Consider the following 21,033-nt stretch of genomic DNA (forward strand, 5'->3'; position numbering starts at 1 on the left):
GATGGAGACTGTTCTCAGCCAGGCTGCGTCCTAACTTCTGTGTCTACAGCTATATTTTCTGAATCAGAAATAGTAGACGATACTTACGCTAAAGTTATCCATAAAGAGACAGAAGATAAGGTAAGTTTTTACATTCGATTTACAACGCTGCCGAAGCAGGCAGAGGATCTGTTTCAAACACTATGTAGCGATCGCTAAGTTAGATATGCTGAGTCAGACAGTAAAATCATCGCCATATTCAGTGGTTTTCATTTGAAGAACGTGCAGACAAAATCACTGGCTGCATCTTGGCTAAAGGGAACGAGTACACCCTTTTTCTGAATGCGGAGGCGATGCCGACAATCGTAAACCTCAACCGGACGCACAACGCCATCCACGTGCAGCGAGGCTCGATATTCCCAGTAGTTTTTAGCGCTGCGTTTGATGCTCGAAACACAGATTTGGTGCTGATGATAATCTCGGCACAACGCTACCTCCGCCGGAAGCACCCCGATCAGCGACAAAAGTAAAGCCAGAAGCAATGCCCTCAAAGCCTTCCAGGTCAGGTCAAATTTGAGGGTCATCGATTAAGATTTCACCACAGAAACAACGGATGGCAGCGAGGCTGGAGTGGCAGCAGCCAGCGTTTTTTTTGTAAACGCAAGCTTGCCATCGACCAGATCAATCACGATCGTATCGCCTTCGGCAAACGTATTCTCTAGCAGTTTCGTTGCGATCGGGTTTTGCACCTCTCGCTGAATTGCTCGCTTCAGCGGACGCGCCCCATAGGTTGGGTCGTAGCCCAAATCTGCCACATAATTGCGAGCCGACGTTGACAGCTCTAACATGATCTTTTGATCGCTCAGCATCGCTTGAATGCGCACCAGTTGCAACCCGACAATTTCTCCCAGTTCGGCACGGCTCAAGGCATGGAACAAAATCGTATCGTCAATGCGATTGAGAAACTCTGGACGGAAATGTTTACGCAAGGCATTCATCACTCGCTTCTCCATTTCGGCATACTGCGAGTCATCGCCAGAGACATCGAGAATGTGTTCACTACCGATGTTACTCGTCATTACGATCACGGTGTTGGTAAAGTCAACGGTGCGACCTTGAGAATCGGTAATGCGTCCGTCATCAAGAACTTGCAGCAGAATGTTGAACACATCCGGATTCGCTTTTTCAACTTCATCCAACAGCACCACAGAATAGGGCTTACGACGAATTGCCTCAGAAAGCTGTCCGCCCTCGTCATAACCAACATAGCCCGGAGGCGCACCAATTAGCCGCGAAACCGAATGCTTCTCCATGTACTCAGACATATCGAGCCGCACCATTGCCTCTTCTGAATCAAACAGAAATTGCGCTAGTGCCTTCGCAAGCTCGGTTTTTCCGACACCAGTCGGTCCTAAAAACAAGAACGATCCAATCGGACGACCGGGATCTTTCATGCCCGATCGGGCGCGGCGAATTGCAGCAGCCACTGCTTCTACCGCATCTTGCTGACCGATGACCCGCTCGTGCAGGTGGGTTTCTAAGTTGAGGAGCTTTTGCCGTTCCCCCTCCAGCAATCGGTTCACGGGAATGCCCGTCCACTTCGCCACGATTTCGGCGATGTCAGCTTCTGTCACTTGCTCGCGGAGGAGCGATGTGCCATCGGACTGCATCTCTAGCAGTTCGGCTTCTTGCTCTTCGCGATCGCTCTGCACCACTTCCAATCGACCGTACTTTAACTGAGCTGCCGTATTGAGATCATAGGCGCGTTCTGCTTGCTCAATTTGCAGCCGCAACTGCTCTTCTTCTTCTTTGAGCGATTTAATTTTTTCTAAAATCTGCTTTTCGTATTGCCACTGAGAATCAAATTCGTCTTGCCTCGGTTTCAGTTCCGCAATTTCTTGCTCAATGCGCTCTAGCCGATCTTTCGACGATCGCATCATGCCGGTCACGCTCGTTTTGCTTTCGCCTTCAATCGAGAGCTTCTCCATTTCAAGCTGTCTCAAGCGACGCTCGATCTGCTCTAGCTCCGTTGGCTTGGAGGTAATCTCCATTTTGAGTTTTGCCGCCGCTTCGTCCACGAGATCGATTGCTTTATCAGGTAGAAAGCGATCGCTAATATACCGACTCGATAAGGTCGCCGCCGCCACTAAGGCAGAATCGGTAATGTTGACGCCATGATGCACTTCGTAGCGCTCCTTTAACCCGCGCAAAATCGAGATCGTATCGTCTACTGAGGGCTGATCGATCATCACCTGTTGGAATCGCCGCTCTAACGCCGCATCTTTTTCGATGTACTTGCGATACTCATCGATTGTCGTTGCCCCAATACAGCGTAGTTCGCCTCGTGCCAACATTGGCTTCAGCAAATTCCCCGCATCCATATTGCCCTGCGTTGCGCCTGCCCCGACGACCGTATGCAGTTCGTCGATAAATAGCACGACTTGCCCATCGGAGTTGATCACTTCTTTGAGGACGGCTCGCAGTCGGTCTTCAAACTCGCCGCGATATTTTGCGCCCGCAATCAGAGACCCCATATCGAGCGAAATCAGCGTTCGACCTTTGAGTGATTCGGGCACATCGTTGTTGATGATGCGTTGAGCAAGCCCTTCTGCGATCGCGGTTTTGCCAACACCGGGTTCACCAATCAGCACCGGATTATTTTTTGTACGGCGAGAAAGCACCTGAATCACGCGACGAATTTCTTCATCCCGACCAATTACCGGATCGATCTTGCCTGCTCTGGCTTGTTCGGTTAAATCCCGCCCAAATTTTTCGAGGGCGGAATATTTGGATTCTGGACTTTGATCCGTCACTTTCTGACTGCCGCGCACCTCGCGAATCGCCGTATCAAGTTTGGCGCTATCGACGTTAAACGTGCGTAAAATTCGCATTCCCAAACGCGGATCATTAGAGAAGCCAACGACGAAATGCTCGATCGAGATAAAATCATCCTGCATGCTCGCCCGAGCCGCTTCAGCGCGATCGAGCATCGTATCGAGGTAGCGACCGAGATAAAGCTGGTCACTTGTCCCTACTTTGGGCTGACGACGAGTATATTCATCGACCTGCTGCCACAGTCGCGTTACATCGATCCCGGCCTTCGCAAAAATCTTGCCAGCAAAGCTATCTTGCTGCTCTAGCAAACTAATCGTGAGATGCTCAACTTCCAGGTTTTGGTGCTTATAGCGACGAACGACATCTTGTGCCTGTACGATCGCTTCCCATGCTTTGTCGGTAAATTTGCTTGGGTCTGTGGGTTGCATGTGGTCGAATGAAGGATTACAAGTTCAGGGTCTCGGACTCCCATTGTAGCGACTCATGGGTAAGAGTTAGTAGTCTGGGGTACGAGAGGCGACGGGAAATCGTTAGAACGAATAAAGCACTCGCACCACCCATTCCCAAATGGTCGGACTCTTCTGATTGTTAGGGTTGGTGACGAGAATTAACGAAGGACTGAAGTTAATATGCTCACTCAGCGCCAAGCCAAAAAAGGCTTCTATATTCGTTTGAGTCGCATTTCCAAGTTTACTCGTCACAAACGGTTGACCCACAGCAATTCCTGCTTTTGAGCCGGGGACGAGGAAGTTTTGAATCGAAAGCCCGAGCGCCCAAGTTTTTGGATTGAGATCGAGGTCTTCTCCGACTAACGAGTTGAAGCCTTGATAGCGACCGATCCCCAGCCGTCCAAAGATTCCAAATACGCCATACCGACGCTGAATTGCCCATTCGGCATTGATTCCGGCAGCATCGACCTGAGTGCCATTAATGTCGCCGTGGGTGTACTGCAAGCGGACGCTAAGCGGCTCATTAGGAACGGCATATTCCGCTTCTAAAGTGGCTTGATAGCGATCATTGAAAAGCCCTGACGACGGATTTGAGGCATCGGCTCCGGCATATAGCGCCCGCAGTGTGAGATTATTTCGCACGTTCCAAGCAACGGCGGCCCCGGCTCCCCCAAAGCGATCGATCTCGTTTTGCACGATGAGGGGATTGTTGGCAAAAAAGCTAGAGGCAAAATTTTGACCCGATTGATTGGCAAAGCTATTGCGATCGACAAAATCACTCGGCGGAATGTTAGAACCTACAGCAACTTCTAAGTTTTCCGCTGGACGAAAGGCATAGTACAACTTACGCAGCTTGATATTCGATGTTGCCCCGGCTGACTCAAGCCCACCGCCATCGGCGAGAATGCCTGTTGTGCCTAGTAGGTTTTGACGTCGGTTGTGGGCGTTTGCAATGGCATCTTGACCGTTATTTCCGGCTTCAAGCTGGGTGACGAGCCGATCTGTGCCCTGAAAGCTCGTGAGGAAGTCTATCCGCGTTCGGTTCACAACTGTTAGATTTGCGTCTGTCCCATTGGTGAGCGCGAGATCAATGCGTCCATTGAATTTAGTTGTCGTCGAGAACTGCTGTTGCTCTAGAGCCGTGTTGCGAGCAGTAATGTTATCGAGGCGCGATCGCAGATCCTCCAAGTCCCTGCCGTAGGAATTGATCAACCGTCGAATGGTCGAAACATCTTGCTGCACCGTTCCGCCCAGATCGCCTGAGGATAATTGCTCTTCCACTCGGATCACTACGGCTCTAAGCGCCGACGCAAATTCGTAGCGGGTCATGGGTCGATTGCCGCGAAAGGTTCCGTCGGGGTAGCCGCTCAAGACGCCATAACGCTCGACTAGGGCTTGCACTGCCTGAAATGCCCAATCACCCGGACGAACATCAGAAAGCTCTGAGACGGATCTGACCTCCGCCATGGGTTGATCAATTGTTTGATCAGTAGGGAGTTGCTCAAGTTGATCAATGGGAGCTAGATCCTGCGCCCAGACAGGAAGCATAAAGGTCAGAGTGCTGAGTCCTGCTAAGCTTCCTGCAATCCAATCAGTCTTCTTCACCATCGCCTCCTTTCCTCCACCTTGAGGAGTATAAGCGCTCAGTTGAAGAAGAAACCAAGAAAAAGGAACAAGAATTTTCTCTTGCTTACGACTTACGCTTTGGTGACAGATTCGGTTATAGATGTAATAAATGGCTCCAGCAACACTTCGCAAGGAACAGCTTTTGGTCGCACTTTATCCGCTACATCTGCTATTAAATTAAATCCGCTGCCACCGAGAAGCCTTTTCGTCAGTCCTGTTGATTTTAGGAAGCGCTCGCTGCGGCGGCTGGCTGCGGCACTGACTCTTGAGATTTGGACTGAATCAGTTCGACCTTATAGCCATCCGGGTCTTCCACAAACGCAATCACAGTTGAGCCATGTTTCATTGGTCCCGGTTGGCGAGTGACGTTCCCGCCCTGAGCCTCGATTTCCTTACATGTTGCGTAAATGTCGTCCACCCCGATCGCAATATGACCGTAAGCATCGCCTAGCTCATAGCTCTCTTTGCCCCAGTTATGCGTCAGTTCGATCACGGTATTATCTGACTCTTCGCCATAGCCAATGAATGCCAACGTGAATTCTCCGCCCGGATAATCTTTCTGACGTAAGAGTTTCATGCCCAGTAGTTCGCAATAAAACCGAAGCGATCGCTCTAAATTTCCAACCCGCAGCATGGTATGCAGTAACCGCATAATCGTTCTCCTTGAGTGCTGGAATTCATTGTAGAAGAGCGAGATAGAGTGTGGAGCGAGCCAGAGGCAGAAATCTGCGTACGGAAAGTCTTATACAGATGCAGGGGTAAGGTGAATAGTACTATCTAGAGAGTTCGTGAAGGTCGTATGCTAACAGACGGGTCAAAGCAACGGGTCAACGGGATCGCGTAACGATAAAAGCAATCATCACCCTTGTCCCCCTCTACTTCATACTCCTACTCTCTTGTGAGGTTTACTTCCCTATGATTGACATTCTCGATACTGCCATTGAGTCGATTCGCGCCCGTGAGATTCTTGACTCGCGCGGTCGTCCGACGATCGAAGCTGAGGTTTATTTAGTTGGTGGCGCGGTCGGCGTTGCTCAAGTGCCAAGCGGCGCTTCGACGGGAAGCTTTGAAGCGCACGAGTTGCGCGATGACGATAAGAGTCGCTATGGCGGTAAAGGCGTTCTCAAAGCGGTGAAGAATGTGCAAGATATTCTTACGCCCAAACTGATCGGCTTGGATGCTGTGAATCAGGAACTCGTCGATCGCACAATGATCGAGATTGATGGATCTCCCAACAAATCAAATTTGGGCGCAAACGCAATTTTGGCGGTTTCATTAGCGACGGCTAAAGCGGGAGCCGAAGCGCTAGGTTTGCCGCTTTATCGCTTTCTGGGCGGACCGCTCTCGAACGTGTTGCCTATTCCCCTAATGAATGTGATTAACGGCGGCGCTCACGCGGATAACAACGTCGATTTTCAAGAATTTATGATTGTTCCGGTCGGAGCGCCTTCGTTTCGAGAAGCGCTGCGTTGGGGAGCCGAAGTGTTTGCTTCGCTCAGTGGTGTTTTGCACGACAAAGGCTTACTAACAGGTGTTGGAGATGAAGGCGGATTTGCGCCCAATTTAGAATCGAATCAAGCTGCCTTAGATTTGCTAATCATGGCGATCGAGAAAGCTGGATACAAGCCTGGTGAACAGGTCGCATTAGCGCTCGATGTTGCTGCCAGCGAATTTTACAAAGACGGGCAGTATACCTATGATGGAACCGCTCATTCCCAAGCGGACATGGTGGAGTATTTGGCAAAACTGGCAAGTCAGTATCCGATCGTCTCTATCGAAGATGGACTGCATGAGGATGATTGGCAAACTTGGCAAGCGCTGACTCAGAAGATTGGCGATCGCTGTCAACTCGTTGGCGATGATTTGTTTGTGACCAACATCACCCGTCTACAGAAAGGAATCGATAGTCAAGCCGGAAATGCAATTCTGATCAAGCTCAACCAGATTGGTACGCTAACCGAAACGCTGCAAGCAATCGATTTAGGATTGCGAAATGGGTATCGCTCGATCATTAGTCATCGCTCAGGTGAAACAGAAGATACAACGATCGCAGATCTTTCGGTTGCAACACGAGCAGGACAAATAAAAACAGGATCATTGTGCCGCAGTGAGCGAGTTGCAAAGTACAATCGGCTCCTGAGAATTGAGGATGAGTTAGGCGATCGCGCGGTCTATGCAGGAACGATGAAGTAGCTTCAAAGAGAAATATCGAAGTCAAGGCGACCTTTGCTGACAATCAAATAAGCAGCCATAGGCGATCCCGTAGGATCGCCTATTTTCGTATTCGTATAGTTTCACATGTTGCAGTGATACCAATTTCATTCATCAATACGACAGAGTCTCGTGGGGACGTGCCATTGCCAAGCTCTTACAGAAACAATCCATCTGTAACCATCATTTTTTGAACTGGTATGAAACCCTCATTTGTCACTTTGGCAGGAGCAAAAGCCGAAAGCTTTGCTGCACCTACGTTTTGCTCTTTTGTCATTTTCGAGCCGTCAAAATAGAAAACTCGCACTGGGGCTAGGTCTCAGAGTTCGCTTCAGCGAGAGTGACAAATGAGGGATGAAATCTGAGCATTTGATTATGAGTTGATTATGAATTGATTGCGATTTGATTATGATTTGGTTAAATGTGCACTAGACTACGAAGCAACACCTCACGCGATCTGGACAAATCGCAAGCTTGCGCTGCCAAAAATCAGGAGAATTCTAGCCATCTCAAGTACATCCCAAAGCTGATGAAATTTTTGGGTAGCGCTTAGCAACCTCAGTTGTTGCTTCAGCTTAGAAGTTACTCGCAAATTGGAGAAATTTTGATGAAAAAAATCTTAGGAAAATTAAATATACAAGCAAGCAATCAAGTCACCAGAATATTTTATTTGTTGTTAGTGACCGACATTAGTTTTTTTATTCTTCATTTTATTGATCTGCATGTAGGTCTAGGAACCCACGGTAGGTTTTCTATTGAAACAGACAGAGGATATGCAGAAATATTTCAGTACCTAAAAGAATACTGGAGTGCATTGTTACTAGGATTTATAGCCTTAAAAACGCGATCGTATAGCTATCTCAGTTGGTGTCTCCTATTCTTTTATCTGTTACTCGATGATTCGATCGGTATTCATGAACGGGGAGGCGTACTCGTAGGTCAGCAGCTTGGAGCTTCTTCCATATTCGGTATTTCACCAAGCGACTTTGGTGAAATTGCTGTTTCCGTTAGCGCTGCTCTTCTAATTTTGGTTTCTATTGCGATTGCTTATCGCTTTGGCGATCGCATTTTTAGAAAGTTTTCTAGAAATTTGACCGTAATGCTGCTTATTTTAGCAATGTTTGGAGTCATTATAGATTTGATTCACAACTCGGTTTCTATTCCCGCACTTAACCCGGTGTTTGGTTTCCTAGAAGATGGCGGTGAAATGCTGGTTATGAGTGGAATGGCATGTTCAGTGCTTGCTATGTCTGAGCAATTATTATCGAGCCCTGATTCTGCAAAGAAAAATGTAAGTCCGACGCTGACATCACAGACTATCAATAAGAGTATTACAGACTGTCAGTAAAAGTATTTGATTTTGAAAGTATTTGACGGTGTTGAGCGCAATCAACACCGTCGTGATAATGCTAGTCTGCTTTGATCAGTTGCACCTTAAATACATCACTAAACGCGATCGCAAGCTCTTCCTTCACTCGTTCTATCTTGGCTCCCGGCACAAACTGCTCAAGACTTCCAACGGGCTTGTCTTCAATTCCACACGGCACGATTTGATTAAACCCGCTCAGATTTGGATTTACATTCAATGCAAAGCCGTGCATTGTGATCCAACGGCTGACTTTAATACCGATCGCCGCTAGTTTACGCCCGTCCACCCAAACCCCTGTTAATCCCGAAATTCGAGTGCCTTTAAGTCCGTACCCTGCCAGCACTTGGATCACGACTTCTTCTAATTGCCGCAAATACCAATGCAAATCTTTCTGGTAATACTGCAAGTTTAAAATCGGATAGCCCACGAGTTGACCAGGGCAATGATAAGTCACTTCGCCACCCCGCTCGACTCGATGCAACTCGTAGCCTGCTTGAGCCGGATCGAACTTGAGAAAACTAGGGTTTGCGCCTTGTCCGAGAGTATAAACGGCAGGATGTTCTAGCAGAATTAAAACATCGTTTAGCGTCGGGTCTTGCTTGCGATCGCGTACCAGCACCTGTTGCCAATCCCACGCTTGCTGATAGGGCACTAATCCTCGATTGTAGAGACAGCAAGCGCGAGGCTGGAGAGATGTCACGGTTGTCAGCAATATCACTAATAATGACCCAACATTATAGATTGATTCAAATTGATTCAAAGATCAAGTAGGAGACTACCCAAATTGTAAAGTTTCACACATCAAGAATTGTCAATAGATGCAAAAGATCCTAAACGAGACTGTTCGCCAGAATACGAAGTGCTAGTGTTAAAGAACACCCAACGTTTCAGGGGAATGCAGCTTATGAAGCTTGTTATCCAGGGAAAGAACATCGAGATTACTGATGCGATTCGTGATTACGTCCGCCAGAAAATTGAGAAAGCGGTTAATCACTTTCAATCGCTAACCACAGAAGTTGATGTTCATCTCTCGGTTGCCCGAAACCCTCGAATTCCAAAACAAATTGCTGAAGTGACAATCTACGTCAATGGCGCGATCGTGAGAGCCGAAGAAGCCAGCGAAAATCTCTACGCTAGTATTGATTTAGTAGCCGATAAAATAGCGAGGCAACTGCGGAAGTATAAAGAGAAGAGAGCCGATCGACGACATGAACCCATCAAAACTGCTGAAGCCCTGATTGATCAGCCCGTTGTTACAGATCTGAACCTCGATCGCACTCCAGAACTTCCCCCCAGCGTCGTTAGAACAAAGTATTTCGCAATGCCGCCCATGACGCTTGACGAAGCCCTAGAGCAGCTAGAGTTAGTCGATCACGACTTCTACATGTTCCAAAACGCGGAGACGGGAGAGATTAACGTTATATATGAGCGCAATCACGGTGGATATGGTGTGATTCAACCGCGTAAAAACAATGGGCACACGCATCATAATGCCCAGTCCAACGGCAAAGCCAACGACAAAGTTGTTATGAAAATGGATCATCGGTAAATTAGGATTAGGGGTGCATTAAGCACCCCTAATTTATTAAGAAAAACCGTTGATTTGCTTCTCAATCTTCTAATCGTTCCATAATTTCTGCACTACCCATTTAAACCAAATAGAACCTCTATAAAAGAGGAATACTGTTAATTTCAATTCACTTCTAACCGTGGAAATTAACATTTAAACCCCCTCAGTACTCTTGTAGAAAAAATTAGATTTTGCCGCGCTTAAATTGTAAGTGCAGGATTGCGATTCAACAGACTTCGCACAGCGAATCCCCTCAGACATTCGCAGAGGTAAATCATTTCTTCTACAGAACAAACAGGCATCCTTTTATTTTTTAAGGAGAACTCGTATGAAAGCCAACCAAACCTCCGGTATCCGAAGTGTGGCGATCGTGGGTCCCTATCTCAGTGGCAAAACGACGCTGTTAGAAAGTTTGCTGTGGGTCACAGGCGCAGTGTCTCGCAAAGGCAACGTTCAAGACAAAAACACCGTTGGAGATAGTGCTCAAGAAGCCCGCGATCGCCAGATGAGCGTTGAAGTCAATGTGGCGAGTACCAATTATCAAGATGTGCGGTTTACGTTTCTCGATTGCCCCGGTTCGATTGAGTTTGCTCAAGAAAGTTTGAATGCCCTTGTGGGAGTCGATGCAGTTGTGGTCGTGTGCGAACCGCTTGTAGACCGCGTTCTCACGCTTGCGCCATTGTTTAAATATCTAGACGATTGGGAAATTCCGCATCTCATGTTTCTCAATAAGATGGATCGCGCCGATGTGGACTTTATGGATGTGCTGCACGCGCTCAAAACGGTGTCGAGTCGCCCCCTTGTGCCGCACCAGTACCCAATCGGACGCGGTGAATCGTTGACTGGTTTCATCGATTTAGTGAGCGAGCAAGCCTATCACTATCATCCAGGTGCAGCGGCTGATCCGGTTGCGTTCCCAGATGAATTAAAAGAGCAGGAACAGATGGCGCGGATGGAAATGCTGGAAACGCTATCGAACTTCGATGATCACTTGCTAGAGGAGTTGCTAGAAGAAATCAATCCATCCGAAGAAGAAATCGTTCAAGATTTGAAACTGGAACTGGGCGCAGATCTGATCGTGCCTGTCTTTTTTGGAGTTGCCGATCGCGATTTTGGCGTGCGTCCGCTCCTCGACGCGCTAGTCAGAGAAGCCCCCGAACCTGAAACCACCGCCGAACGGCGCGGCATTACCCTCAGTGCTAGTACACCGCTCGCGCAAGTGCTAAAAACCTATTTCACTCCGCAAGGCGGCAAGCTATCGCTTGTGCGAATTTGGCAAGGTACGATCACAGACGGCATGACCCTCAACGGCGTTCGAGTCGGTGGCATCTATGAGTTGGGTCAGCCGCAAACGAGCCTCAACCAAGCCCGCGCAGGACAGATTGTTGCCTTAGGAAGACTAGAGGGAATTCAGACGGGCGATACCTTAACGGCTCAAGATCAGCAGCTAAACGAACTTCCAAGAGCGGAACGGATCGATCCGGTCTTTGCGGTCGCCATGACTGCCGAAAAACGCAACGACGAAGTAAAACTCACCAGTGCCTTGGCGAAACTGTTAGAAGAAGATTGTGCACTGCACTGGGAGCAACATCCCGATACCCATGAAATTATTTTGTGGGGACAAGGCGAAATCCATTTGCAAGTCGCGCTTGATCGGCTGCGTCGCAAATACAACTTGCCCATGAAGACGAGCAAACCGCAAGTGCCTTACAAAGAAACCGTGCGGAAGACGTTCAGCTCCCACGGACGCTACAAGCACCAAACGGGTGGACACGGTCAGTTTGGAGATGTGTATCTCGACATCAAACCAATGCCGCGTGGGGAAGGCTTTAAGTTTGCCGAAACGATCGTGGGCGGCGTGGTGCCGAAACAATACATTCCGGGTGTAGAAATGGGCGTGCGGGATTTCCTTGCTCAAGGTCCGTTAGGATTTCCGGTGGTGGATGTGTCGGTCACGCTCACCAACGGGTCATACCATAGCGTAGATAGCTCTGAGCAAGCCTTTAAGCAAGCGGCTCGCATTGCGATGCAAGAAGGCATGATTCGATGTGAACCTGTTTTGTTAGAGCCGATCGTCCGAATTACCGTTTCAGTTCCGACAGATTTCACCTCGAAAGTATTGCGGATCGTGAGCGGGCGTCGCGGTCAGATTTTGGGCTACGACGCGAAAGCGAATTGGAGCGGTTGGGACGAGGTGACGGCCCTATTGCCGCAAGCCGAAATGCATGATCTGATTGTTGAACTACGATCGCACACGCTAGGTGTGGGCTTCTTCCAGTGGGAGGCTGATCATTTACAAGAAGTTCCTGACAAGGTGGCAGAACGAATGCTGACAACAGCAGAACACAGCAACGGCAAGAAATAAGCGATCGTTGCAGCATGAGAGGTGAATGGTTGTAAAGGTAGTGCCTCACGGCTGTCTACTTCTCACAGTCTACTTCTCACGGTTGAGGTAAAGGCTCAACCATTCAAATTCGCTTATATCCACAAAACCCGCTTCTAAAGCGGGTTTTGTGATGCATCAGAATAATATTCAGTTTGGCAGAGAAGGCAGACCAACCCTTTTCTGAAAGTTTTGATACCTTTTATCACTGTAGGTCAGTCAAAACTACAACCGTCAAGAATCTGAATTAGCCTTAGCGATCTTAGATTTTGCCTGTTGCCAAAGTTCTTCCAATTCATCTAGCGAATACTCTGACAGCGGACGATCTGTAACCTCTTCCATTAACGTTAACCGTTTAATAAAGCGTTCATTCGTGCCTTGCAGCGCTGCTGCTGGATCAAGACCCGTCCAACGCGCCAAGTTAATGACGGTGAATAATAAATCTCCTAATTCAGCCTGCTGATTCTCTTGACTTTCGTGTTGCAGCGCGTGTTTAAATTCAGCTAATTCTTCGTCAAATTTATCCCACACGCCATCAATCGTCTCCCATTCAAATCCCGCCTTTGCCGCTTTTTTAGAGATTTTCATTCCTGCCATTAACGGGGGTAGCGATCGCGCATAGCGCTTCAGCTTATGACTTAACCGCGCCTCTGTGGGATTCTCCGCATCTTTAATTTGCTCCCAATTTTGACCAATCTCGTCGAGCGTCTCAACCTCAAGATTAGAAAAGACGTGCGGATGACGACGAATCAGTTTTGTTGTAATCTTCTGAGCCACTACCGCCAGATCAAACTGTCCTGCATCTTTGGCAACCTGAGCTTGCAACACGACTTGAAGCAACAGATCGCCCAATTCATCTGCGATCGCATCCTCATCCCCCGTCCGAATCGCGTCTACCACTTCATACGCTTCTTCAATCACATAAGGCATCAACGATTGCGGTGTCTGCGCCAAATCCCACGGGCATCCCCCGTCCGGATCTCGGAGTTTTGCCACCACTTCGATCAGTTGTTGCAAGGCGTCTAGCGATGCAGAACGATTATTCATAATGCAAATGCAAAGGAAATAAACCCTCCATACTCTAGCGCTTCCTTAGCGTTTCTTTTGTTTCTTCCACCGCTTTATCGCAGAACCCATCCAATCGCTTAGAGTATGACTCATTGCCCCTAGTTCACAGCCAAGCGCGATCGCCAATAGTTCTTGAGGATAACGCTGTGCGGTTTGCCATACGACCTGTGTACTGCTGGAGAATTGGTGCTGAGCAGGAATGTGCCAAGCGGTGGTTAGCCCCAAAATTTGCTGGGCGATCGCGCTGATGAGAATGACGCCGCCGCCCGCTAAACTTGCCCAAACGACAAGATATACAATCCGTCCCAGCGTTCCTACTAGAAACCCGTGAGATAGAACTGATCGATGCCGCATACTCTTGCGATAGGGTAGCCACACCCAGCGCAGCATGCCCCACCGCTTATACTGCTGCGAGTGAATATCTAAATCAGGACCAAACATCAGCCCACTAAACAGAAACGCGCCCGACACGAGTAGAGTCAAGGTTCCACTCTGAGTGAAGCCAAATGCCGAACCTGCAACGATCGGTAGACTCCATAACGTGATGCTATCGTGGGTGCGACCAGAAGGCATGAGCAATTTATAAAGACAATTCAAGTTGTAATTGATTCTCGCTCAATAGTTTGCTATATTAACTAAGCGCAAGCAAGCGGGCGGTTAGCTCAGTTGGTAGAGCGCCTGCCTTACAAGCAGGATGTCGCGGGTTCGAGTCCCTCACTGCCCATAGGTTCTAGAGAGTTAGATTAGGTGATAGCCCTATATCAGCCCTAGATTAAAGCACAATAAAATGCGGCAAGTCGCTGGTGGAAACTTGCCGCACAATGCTCTATCTACCTGAAATGTTTCTTAGCCAACAGACGTTAGGTTCCGAAAGTAGCGGCCCAACGCCTTTCTGCAATTTGGAATGTGATATTCCCAAGTTGGGCGATTTCCGGTCGAGACATTGCGAATGTCTTTGCCCTCAGTAAATGCGCTGCTAAGCCGCAGTTTTGAAAGATGTGAGTGAGACTTTACGCCCTCGTTCTTAAGTGCCTGTGCAGCCGTTTTAGGATCTGCCCAACCTTCGATAAAACCGGGATGTCCTGCAAGTTGTTCCCGCAGGAGACGGACCTCTCGCATCATATCTTTCTGCGACAAAACAAGTTCTGCAAGGAGCTTTTCAGAGTCTTGAGTCATAGTCGTTCCCGATTTGTTTTGTATTCTGCAAAGGTTGTCAATGCCCGCTCTGAGAGTTCCAGCAACTTCATCGCGCCTAGTCTACGTGCGATCCTTGGGAGCTTAGCTTTGCCAGTCGCGTCAATCAAACGATGACACTGCATCTGAAGAGGATCGATCATGAGAGGAGATTTGCTCATCACGAGGTAGCCTCCATCCATCTGAGTTCATTGGCTATGCGTCTCACCTCCTGACGTGCTTCATCCGAGTGAGCATCGCGCCACATCTCTAGCATTTCTTGGCGAGTGTTAGCAGACAACCCAGACAGATCAATTTCTTCACTACGAGGCGTTTTCTTCAATTCATTACTAGAGATCTGGTCAGCAACGTCAGCAGATTGTTTTTTTGGCTTGGAAGTCTTACTCTCACTATCTTCTGGCTGCTGACACTGGGCGTCAGCAATACCGTCAGCAGCCTCTAAACCGTCAGCAGCCTCTAAACCGTCAGCAGCCTGATCAGTAGATTGAACAGTCCACCTCATTTGAGTGCCTGAACCTTCGAGCGTGCCATACCCCATCTCGCAAAGCTCTTGAAACATTCGACGGATCTCATCGGCTGATTTCCCTTTTAGAGAGCGGATTCCCGCTTGAAGCTCACGGGCTGTAACCCATCCCTTACGCTGCGAGTACTCGATCACTTTTGCCATGACCGGGGAAAGTTCACCGTTTGACTCGTCGCCCATTGCGTGAATCAGCTTGACTTGGCTGATGCAGAACTTAGCCAGCACGATCGCGGCTTCCATCATTTGTTCGCTGATAAACAGATCCGGAATCTGCCCAAGTGCAAGCGAACCGTTGGTGAGGTGCCCTAGCAACGCCAGAACGCCTGTATCGCCCTTCATTTTCTGATAGACAGCCCGCAAAGCGCCCTTCGGTTCTTCCATCTTGAGTCGATCAAGTTCGTTGTACCAGACGATGTAAAGCCTTCTTGCCCCTGGTGACATACGGTAGGTTTGAGGGGGTAACGCTTCGATGCGACAATACAACGCTGTCAGCATCTCGCTAACGTCGTATTTCACCGCGTTTTCGGGATACGGTGATGGCTGCAACGGCAGGATGCACCACAGGAATCGTGCCCATTGCCCTGTCCCGTCAGACATGTCGCCCATCAAGTCTTTTAGCGTCGAGGGTTGCGTTGTTCCTGTGATTGAGTATGCGGCTTGAGCAACGCTGATCCGTTTACCTGAGGCCCGGTTGACCTTGATTGGTGATCCGTCTTTCCCAGAAAGCAACGCTTCTCGATCCGAACCCTTGCCGCCCTTATACTGCCCTTGTTGGCTAACCACGGCTGACAATTCGTCCAGGTAGCCCAGAATGCCGCGATCGGGTTGCTTCGATTGCAGCAGAGCCAATCCCTCACGAGTGACATCGCTCGTAAAATATTCGCGCGGTGTGGGTTCTATCGGAGGATTATCATTACTTGATCCCGAATGAAAGGCTGCTTTTGCCTTCTCGTACTCACTCACGCTGTGCTTAAACTGCTGATCAGCCTCCGCTTGCAGCGCAAACAAAGGTTTGAGAATCGTTTTCTGGGAGGGTGACTTAGCTGATCCTGACTCTGCCACAAGTCCTGTGTATAGAATCGGCAGTGCGTAAAAGTCTGTTGCCTCCATTAGTTCAAGCCGTGTTCCTACTTTGCAAAGACTCGCGATCGTTGATAGCAACGTGAAAAGCATCCCTACTGAGGCCACACCAATGTAGCCCGCGATCTCTTCTAAGGGCCTGGCTAGAGACGGTGCCAGAAAACTTGAGAGTTTGAGTTGATTGCGCCCCATCTTCAGAAGCTTGGCAACCTCACCCGCCCGATCTTCGGTTGTGTCGAGGTGCTCTTGTTCCGATTGCTTGAGGTCATAGAGTTCGCGAATGTCCTTCGGTTGCTTACCAGAGCGTGACGCTAAGTCGAGAATTCTTGCCTTTAGCTTCGAGTTGCTCAAAGACTCAGAGGACATCCGCGCGATTTCGGCTTCGAGTTGCTCGATTGAGAGGCTGCGATTTGGCATCTCGACTACGTTCAGAGAACGATTACTCTTGTCAGATTTACCTTCTACCTTTTTACAGCTGATCGCCCCTAGAATTTGCTCTGCCGTCGCCCCCTGCTCAATCCAATCTGCAATGTCGAATCCCTGGTCTGTTGGTAGAGCTGCCCAGTTTGGCGAGTCCGGGAAAGGGTACAACCATTGAGCAGTTGGATAGTCCTGCGCGACTTGTTCCATGTACTTGAGCCCAGGGCGATCGCAGTCGGGCGAGAGTACCAATTTTGCGCCATCAAACAAACCAGAATAGTTACCCTTGCGGTAAGCACTAGAGCCGCCGATCGTCGTGGTTGCAGGAATCCCAATTTCCCATAGAGCATCTGCGCACGGCTCCCCTTCGACCCAAATAATGGGCTTTTGCCCAATCGCGGCTAAGCAGTCGTGATACCGATAAGGTGTCACTGCGGCTCTCAGCGGAGCCTTCGCGTCGTCGCCCAGTTTGCCGCCTGAGTGCCATCGCCCTTTGTAAAAAAACTCCTGCCAAATTTGGCGCTTGCCAGTACCATCGTCAACCCTGCGAGTTCGCATGATCTTCTTGCCAGCGCGATCGCAGTAAGCCCACGTGCGATCCGCTTTAGGACGAAGGGGTTTCGCTTTCTGCTTTTCTGCCCACGGCGCGATCGCTTCTCTAAGGTCGCGGTTTTCGCAGCCGTTCCAACATCGATATTCACCTGTCTCAGGCTTGATGGTGAGGTTGTTTCCTGTGCAAACCGGGCAAAGATAACGGTTCGGCTTGCCATCCACCGGAGTGAGGCGATCAGCAAAATTGCGAATGTCGAATGTGGGGTAGTTCATAGCTTGCCTCCCACGGTGCTGGCGCTCGCTCCATCCTGGTGAGGAATGAATACTCCAGTCGTTTCTGTGCAACCATAGCTGCCAACTTCTATTGCCAGCCCATATTCGCTTTTTAGAACCCGGCGATTTAAACCGCCCCATGAAAGAACTTCACTCGTGTAATCTCGCGCGATTGCGGGCATTGCTTTCGCGAATCGCTCCGCCGTTGACCGTTCCCTCTGCTGTTGTTTTTTCTGCTGTACCTGTGCCCACTGTTGATACTCTGCCTCTGCTAGGTCTGCAGCATGAACAGGAGCAAATTTTTCCAAACGTCCACTTTTAGGCAATTCGTGGAACTGAACCCCGTTCGGTACATCGTGCTTGCTGCTGAGCGGCATGCATAGGAGGGTATCACTGTCATTAAAGGTGCGACATTTACCGCTCGTGTCCTCGCCAACGGGGCAAGGATTTTTTACCGTGGTAGGAATAAACAGCCTCATGACTGTTCACCCCCATTCAGTGATTCGAGTTGAGCGATCACCCGGTTCACAAGTAGCGAGGTGATTCGAGCGTAGGGCAGACGGAGCAAGATGTCAGGAGCAAGCCATAGCAAACGATACAGTTTCTGCTGAACTGTGCTAAAATTTGTTTGCATCCAAACTGTTTGCTTACTGATAAAAACCTGCTTACGGGTTAATCCTGCTGGTTCCGGATGCTCGGGCTTGTAATTTCTGTTAAGTTGATCAAACATGAAGAAAGACCCGCCCTCATTGCTGAGGAACGGTTGGTATTGGTAAGGCGATCGCTTAGTCCTGCGTTGGGGAACGATTTGGAAGCTGAGCGGTCGCTTTTGAATTGCCTGCGTTGGGGAATGGCGAGGAACAAAATTGGAGCGGTCGTCTCAGCAAGACTTTGCAATCGCTTCAGAGCTAAGATAACTGAAACGAGCCGCCAAAAGATCCTGAAAACAGCGATGGTACACAGATGTTAAGGAGTGTTAAGCCTTAACGATAAGTTCCTCCTGGTGCAGAGGGCAGCTTTCTACCTCGATCCCAGGCCCACCCTCGAGGATTATTACGAGCGTGAGCCTGTGAAATCATGAAGAATTCTAGATCGGCACTGATTCGATCAAGGTGTCCAAGTTGTTCTTGAAGGCTCGAGCTTTTCTTCGGTTGCGCTCGACAAATTTCTAAGCACAGTTCTCTTAGGTTGCTGAATTTGCTCCACTTCTTCCTCTGCTTAACCAGTTCCTTTTTGTACTTGGCAATTTGACTTTTTTCCTTGCGAGATAATTCTTTTCCTGTAGCAAGTAATTCTTGAGCTTTATTTCTTTGGCGATAGAAGTCTGCTGCTTTTCGGGGTGAAAATTCTTCGCGATAATTCCCGCGTTGGTATTCGGGGAACGCAACAACCAAATCTGCGACCGAATCCCACTTGAGCAGGCGAGTTAGCATTTCTGCGGGTGTAGTGGGTGCCTCAGGATAATCAATTTCTTCAGAAATAAAATTCCAGCCTTCGTGCAGAACGCCATACAGCGCTAAGTAATAGTCGCGCCGAAGCTCCGCAAATTCTTGTGCTTTGGGCGGTAAAGACGGTAGCGAGCTAGCATCTCCCCTGAAATACGCTTTCAACGAATCGCGAATCCATGCATAGTGCAATTTGCAACGCTGCCAATGCTGTTTTTGATCATCGGTGTTGCAGTCTGCTGAAGCTTCAGTCGGTGGTAGTTCCTTGATTGCTTGCAGAATCGTTAGTTGATCCTCTAACGGAATTTGCGATGCGATCGTGTTCATCAATCTAAACTCCTATTATTTCTCTGCTTCGAGCAGTTGGTGGGCCGTCCGTTTCAAGTTGAGAAGCGGACGGCAAAATGATGCAATTTCTGCATTCAGGCCGATCATCTTACCGCATCGACCAGCATCTGGATGAAGGACAAGGACGGCTTGATCTTGAGGCTCAACTAGCCAGTACTTGGGAGTGCCCCGGTCGGTTCTGTCACGTGGATGTTAGCGCTTCTAGGTCAAGCGTGGCACTCCCACGATTGCATCGAATCCACCGGCTGACGGTGAATGAGGGAAACCTGCATGAGCGATTCGGATTTCGATCTTTCTCGTTGGAAGAATTGGCTGATCGCTGATCGTGGCAATTCCTGTGGTGATCGCTCTAGCGGTGATTGTTGATGCGTCGAAAGAGACATAAAGCGTTCCTAAATCGTGTAAAGTCGCTTCTCTTAACCGAGGGGCATTTTTTAAGCGAAAGAGTTTAGCTCAACTTGAGGGAGTGTTGGGCGAAAGAATTGAGGATTGAGTCAAGAAGCGCAATTGGGATAAAGAAATGAATCGCCTTTCGGATCAGCATGCGATCACGCTTCTTCGTCGTTGTCTAGATACTCATCACGGACGTAATAATCGATCAAGTCCTGTGGGGTGCACCTGAGGTAATAGCACAGCTTGTGCAGTGTGTCGCTCATATCGCTGAAATTGGGAATGACGGCCGACTTGACCCACTCAGAAACAGTGGCTCGCTTTACTTGCAAAAGACGGGCTAATTTCGTTGCCGTCATCTTGCGGTCAGCCATCACATCACCCAATCTCCAGTGGATTGACGAACGGTAGAGATCACAATTGCTCCCACCAGGGACTCTCCAGGCGGTATTTAATGGCGGATCAAACCAAGCAATTAACTCCTTTTCAAGCTCACAAAGCAAGTCACGAGAGAACCCCATGCACTTAGCATAGGCGATTCGAATATCTCCCATCAACGCCAGCTCAATGCTCTTACTATGAGCTTTCCAGCGCCGCCTAGGATTGGTCGATTGCCCGATATACTGCACCTCGTCTTGCGAGTTGATCGCGAAATAGACACACGGTGTTTCCGGTAGCTGAGATCGATGCTCCAGCAGGACAAATGGCAGTGTTGAGGGAGCGATGGAGCTAGGCGAGATCACGGGCATCTTTCACCTCCAAGTCTTCCGGAATGTACTCCAACAGGTCGTAAGGACTCACTGCCCCTCCTATTTTTGAGAGTTGAGTAATGCCAACACAAATTTTCTCAAGCCTGTTTCCGTCAATCCGAGGCATGACCTCGGCTTTCGCGAATTCAGGGTGAGTTGAAACCAACGCCCGATTCGCGTCTCGAAGCTCCAAAGGTTCGATTTAACTGTCGATTGGGCTTTGTTCTATCTATTCCTGTTTCTCAATCAGCTTCTCAACAATGCCAACTAAGCGATCGATGTTGCGCTCTTGTTGTTGTGAGACTTCTTCAAGTTTGGTTAAGCGCTGATTTGATTCTCTAAACTTTCCGTCACTACGGTTCTAAGTTCCGTTATGCCCTCGAAGGCGTCCAACTTGGTTGATGAGAATATCGAGCCTATCTGGTTCATTATTTGCCATCATCGCTCTGTTCGTCCTTTTGCTGCTGCTGATGTTCCCGAACTGCGTTTTCTAGCAAGTACGCCGCCAAAGCTGGACATGCTGGAACTTTGGGCGTTTTGTGAATGGGATTGATGGAAGTTCAGCAAAA

Annotated in this window: 22 protein-coding genes and 1 tRNA gene; 8 read left to right on the plus strand and 15 right to left on the minus strand. The window is 48.9% G+C overall.

Annotation, left to right across the window (positions count from 1 at the left end):
• The coding region (locus AC5I6P_RS11165) for a hypothetical protein (RefSeq protein WP_495693834.1) at nt 1-198 on the plus strand (198 nt) is incomplete at its 5' end.
• Between the two features lie 50 nt (nt 199-248).
• Here AC5I6P_RS11165 and AC5I6P_RS11170 read toward each other — a convergent pair.
• From AC5I6P_RS11170 to gloA, 4 genes are all read right to left on the minus strand, one after another.
• The gene (locus tag AC5I6P_RS11170) at nt 249-563 is read right to left on the minus strand and encodes a hypothetical protein (RefSeq protein WP_495693835.1); all 315 of its coding nucleotides are present in this window, start codon (nt 561-563) and stop codon (nt 249-251) included.
• A 3-nt stretch (nt 564-566) separates the two neighbouring features.
• Nucleotides 567-3,242 (minus strand): ATP-dependent chaperone ClpB, encoded by a 2,676-nt coding sequence (gene clpB / locus AC5I6P_RS11175; protein ID WP_495693836.1) that lies wholly within the window; start codon nt 3,240-3,242, stop codon nt 567-569.
• Nucleotides 3,243-3,344: 102 nt separating this feature from the next.
• Nucleotides 3,345-4,871, minus strand: a complete 1,527-nt coding sequence (locus AC5I6P_RS11180) for an iron uptake porin (protein ID WP_495693837.1) — start codon at nt 4,869-4,871, stop codon at nt 3,345-3,347.
• A 241-nt stretch (nt 4,872-5,112) separates the two neighbouring features.
• Nucleotides 5,113-5,541 (minus strand): lactoylglutathione lyase, encoded by a 429-nt coding sequence (gene gloA, locus AC5I6P_RS11185; RefSeq protein WP_495693838.1) that lies wholly within the window; start codon nt 5,539-5,541, stop codon nt 5,113-5,115.
• 263 nt (nt 5,542-5,804) lie between these two features.
• Here gloA and eno point away from each other — a divergent pair, with 263 nt between their 5' ends.
• Both eno and AC5I6P_RS11195 read left to right on the plus strand, forming a co-directional pair.
• Nucleotides 5,805-7,082, plus strand: coding sequence for a phosphopyruvate hydratase (gene eno / locus AC5I6P_RS11190; protein WP_495693839.1), 1,278 nt, complete (start codon nt 5,805-5,807; stop codon nt 7,080-7,082).
• Between the two features lie 625 nt (nt 7,083-7,707).
• Nucleotides 7,708-8,448, plus strand: coding sequence for a DUF8692 domain-containing protein (locus AC5I6P_RS11195; protein WP_495693840.1), 741 nt, complete (start codon nt 7,708-7,710; stop codon nt 8,446-8,448).
• A 61-nt stretch (nt 8,449-8,509) separates the two neighbouring features.
• On the opposite strand, the gene lipB is transcribed toward AC5I6P_RS11195, so the two are convergent.
• Nucleotides 8,510-9,169 (minus strand): lipoyl(octanoyl) transferase LipB, encoded by a 660-nt coding sequence (lipB, locus tag AC5I6P_RS11200; protein ID WP_495693841.1) that lies wholly within the window; start codon nt 9,167-9,169, stop codon nt 8,510-8,512.
• A gap of 204 nt (nt 9,170-9,373) precedes the next feature.
• Here lipB and hpf point away from each other — a divergent pair, with 204 nt between their 5' ends.
• Nucleotides 9,374-10,018 (plus strand): ribosome hibernation-promoting factor, HPF/YfiA family, encoded by a 645-nt coding sequence (gene hpf / locus AC5I6P_RS11205; RefSeq protein WP_495693842.1) that lies wholly within the window; start codon nt 9,374-9,376, stop codon nt 10,016-10,018.
• 349 nt (nt 10,019-10,367) lie between these two features.
• Nucleotides 10,368-12,404, plus strand: coding sequence for an elongation factor G (locus AC5I6P_RS11210; protein ID WP_495693843.1), 2,037 nt, complete (start codon nt 10,368-10,370; stop codon nt 12,402-12,404).
• A gap of 252 nt (nt 12,405-12,656) precedes the next feature.
• Here AC5I6P_RS11210 and mazG read toward each other — a convergent pair whose 3' ends face one another.
• Nucleotides 12,657-13,469: a nucleoside triphosphate pyrophosphohydrolase gene (gene mazG, locus AC5I6P_RS11215; protein ID WP_495693844.1), complete on the minus strand. Its 813-nt coding sequence runs from the start codon at nt 13,467-13,469 to the stop codon at nt 12,657-12,659.
• Nucleotides 13,470-13,514: 45 nt separating this feature from the next.
• Complete coding sequence (locus AC5I6P_RS11220) at nt 13,515-14,063, minus strand: metal-binding protein (RefSeq protein WP_495693845.1); 549 nt, start codon at nt 14,061-14,063, stop codon at nt 13,515-13,517.
• Nucleotides 14,064-14,141: 78 nt separating this feature from the next.
• On the opposite strand from AC5I6P_RS11220, the gene AC5I6P_RS11225 reads away from it, so the two are divergent.
• A tRNA-Val gene (locus AC5I6P_RS11225) sits at nt 14,142-14,214 on the plus strand.
• Nucleotides 14,215-14,336: 122 nt separating this feature from the next.
• Here AC5I6P_RS11225 and AC5I6P_RS11230 read toward each other — a convergent pair.
• The 6 genes from AC5I6P_RS11230 to AC5I6P_RS11255 form a co-directional block, all read right to left on the minus strand.
• Nucleotides 14,337-14,666: a hypothetical protein gene (locus AC5I6P_RS11230; protein WP_495693846.1), complete on the minus strand. Its 330-nt coding sequence runs from the start codon at nt 14,664-14,666 to the stop codon at nt 14,337-14,339.
• Nucleotides 14,663-14,845, minus strand: a complete 183-nt coding sequence (locus tag AC5I6P_RS11235) for a hypothetical protein (RefSeq protein ID WP_495693847.1) — start codon at nt 14,843-14,845, stop codon at nt 14,663-14,665. The genes AC5I6P_RS11230 and AC5I6P_RS11235 overlap by 4 nt, the downstream gene beginning before the upstream one ends.
• Complete coding sequence (locus AC5I6P_RS11240; RefSeq protein WP_495693848.1) at nt 14,845-17,532, minus strand: DUF3987 domain-containing protein; 2,688 nt, start codon at nt 17,530-17,532, stop codon at nt 14,845-14,847. Before AC5I6P_RS11240 ends, AC5I6P_RS11235 begins: the two co-directional genes overlap by 1 nt.
• A complete protein-coding gene (locus AC5I6P_RS11245) occupies nt 17,529-18,011 on the minus strand; it encodes a hypothetical protein (protein ID WP_495693849.1) in 483 nt (160 codons plus the stop codon). Before AC5I6P_RS11245 ends, AC5I6P_RS11240 begins: the two co-directional genes overlap by 4 nt.
• Nucleotides 18,008-18,262 (minus strand): hypothetical protein, encoded by a 255-nt coding sequence (locus AC5I6P_RS11250; protein ID WP_495693850.1) that lies wholly within the window; start codon nt 18,260-18,262, stop codon nt 18,008-18,010. Before AC5I6P_RS11250 ends, AC5I6P_RS11245 begins: the two co-directional genes overlap by 4 nt.
• Nucleotides 18,263-18,515: 253 nt before the next feature.
• Complete coding sequence (locus AC5I6P_RS11255; RefSeq protein WP_495693851.1) at nt 18,516-19,304, minus strand: hypothetical protein; 789 nt, start codon at nt 19,302-19,304, stop codon at nt 18,516-18,518.
• Between the two features lie 77 nt (nt 19,305-19,381).
• On the opposite strand from AC5I6P_RS11255, the gene AC5I6P_RS11260 reads away from it, so the two are divergent.
• The gene (locus AC5I6P_RS11260; RefSeq protein WP_495693852.1) at nt 19,382-19,648 is read left to right on the plus strand and encodes a hypothetical protein; all 267 of its coding nucleotides are present in this window, start codon (nt 19,382-19,384) and stop codon (nt 19,646-19,648) included.
• Between the two features lie 225 nt (nt 19,649-19,873).
• Here the strand turns inward: AC5I6P_RS11260 and AC5I6P_RS11265 are convergent, their stop codons facing one another.
• Entirely contained in the window at nt 19,874-20,464 is a 591-nt protein-coding gene (locus AC5I6P_RS11265) for a helix-turn-helix domain-containing protein (protein WP_495693853.1), read from the minus strand.
• The gene (locus AC5I6P_RS11270; protein ID WP_495693854.1) at nt 20,445-20,657 is read right to left on the minus strand and encodes a hypothetical protein; all 213 of its coding nucleotides are present in this window, start codon (nt 20,655-20,657) and stop codon (nt 20,445-20,447) included. The genes AC5I6P_RS11265 and AC5I6P_RS11270 overlap by 20 nt, the downstream gene beginning before the upstream one ends.
• Before the next feature lie 180 nt (nt 20,658-20,837).
• On the opposite strand from AC5I6P_RS11270, the gene AC5I6P_RS11275 reads away from it, so the two are divergent.
• Nucleotides 20,838-21,017 (plus strand): hypothetical protein, encoded by a 180-nt coding sequence (locus AC5I6P_RS11275; protein ID WP_495693855.1) that lies wholly within the window; start codon nt 20,838-20,840, stop codon nt 21,015-21,017.
• Nucleotides 21,018-21,033: the final 16 nt, after the last annotated feature.

The sequence above is a fragment of the Myxacorys sp. genome, from assembly GCF_059501405.1.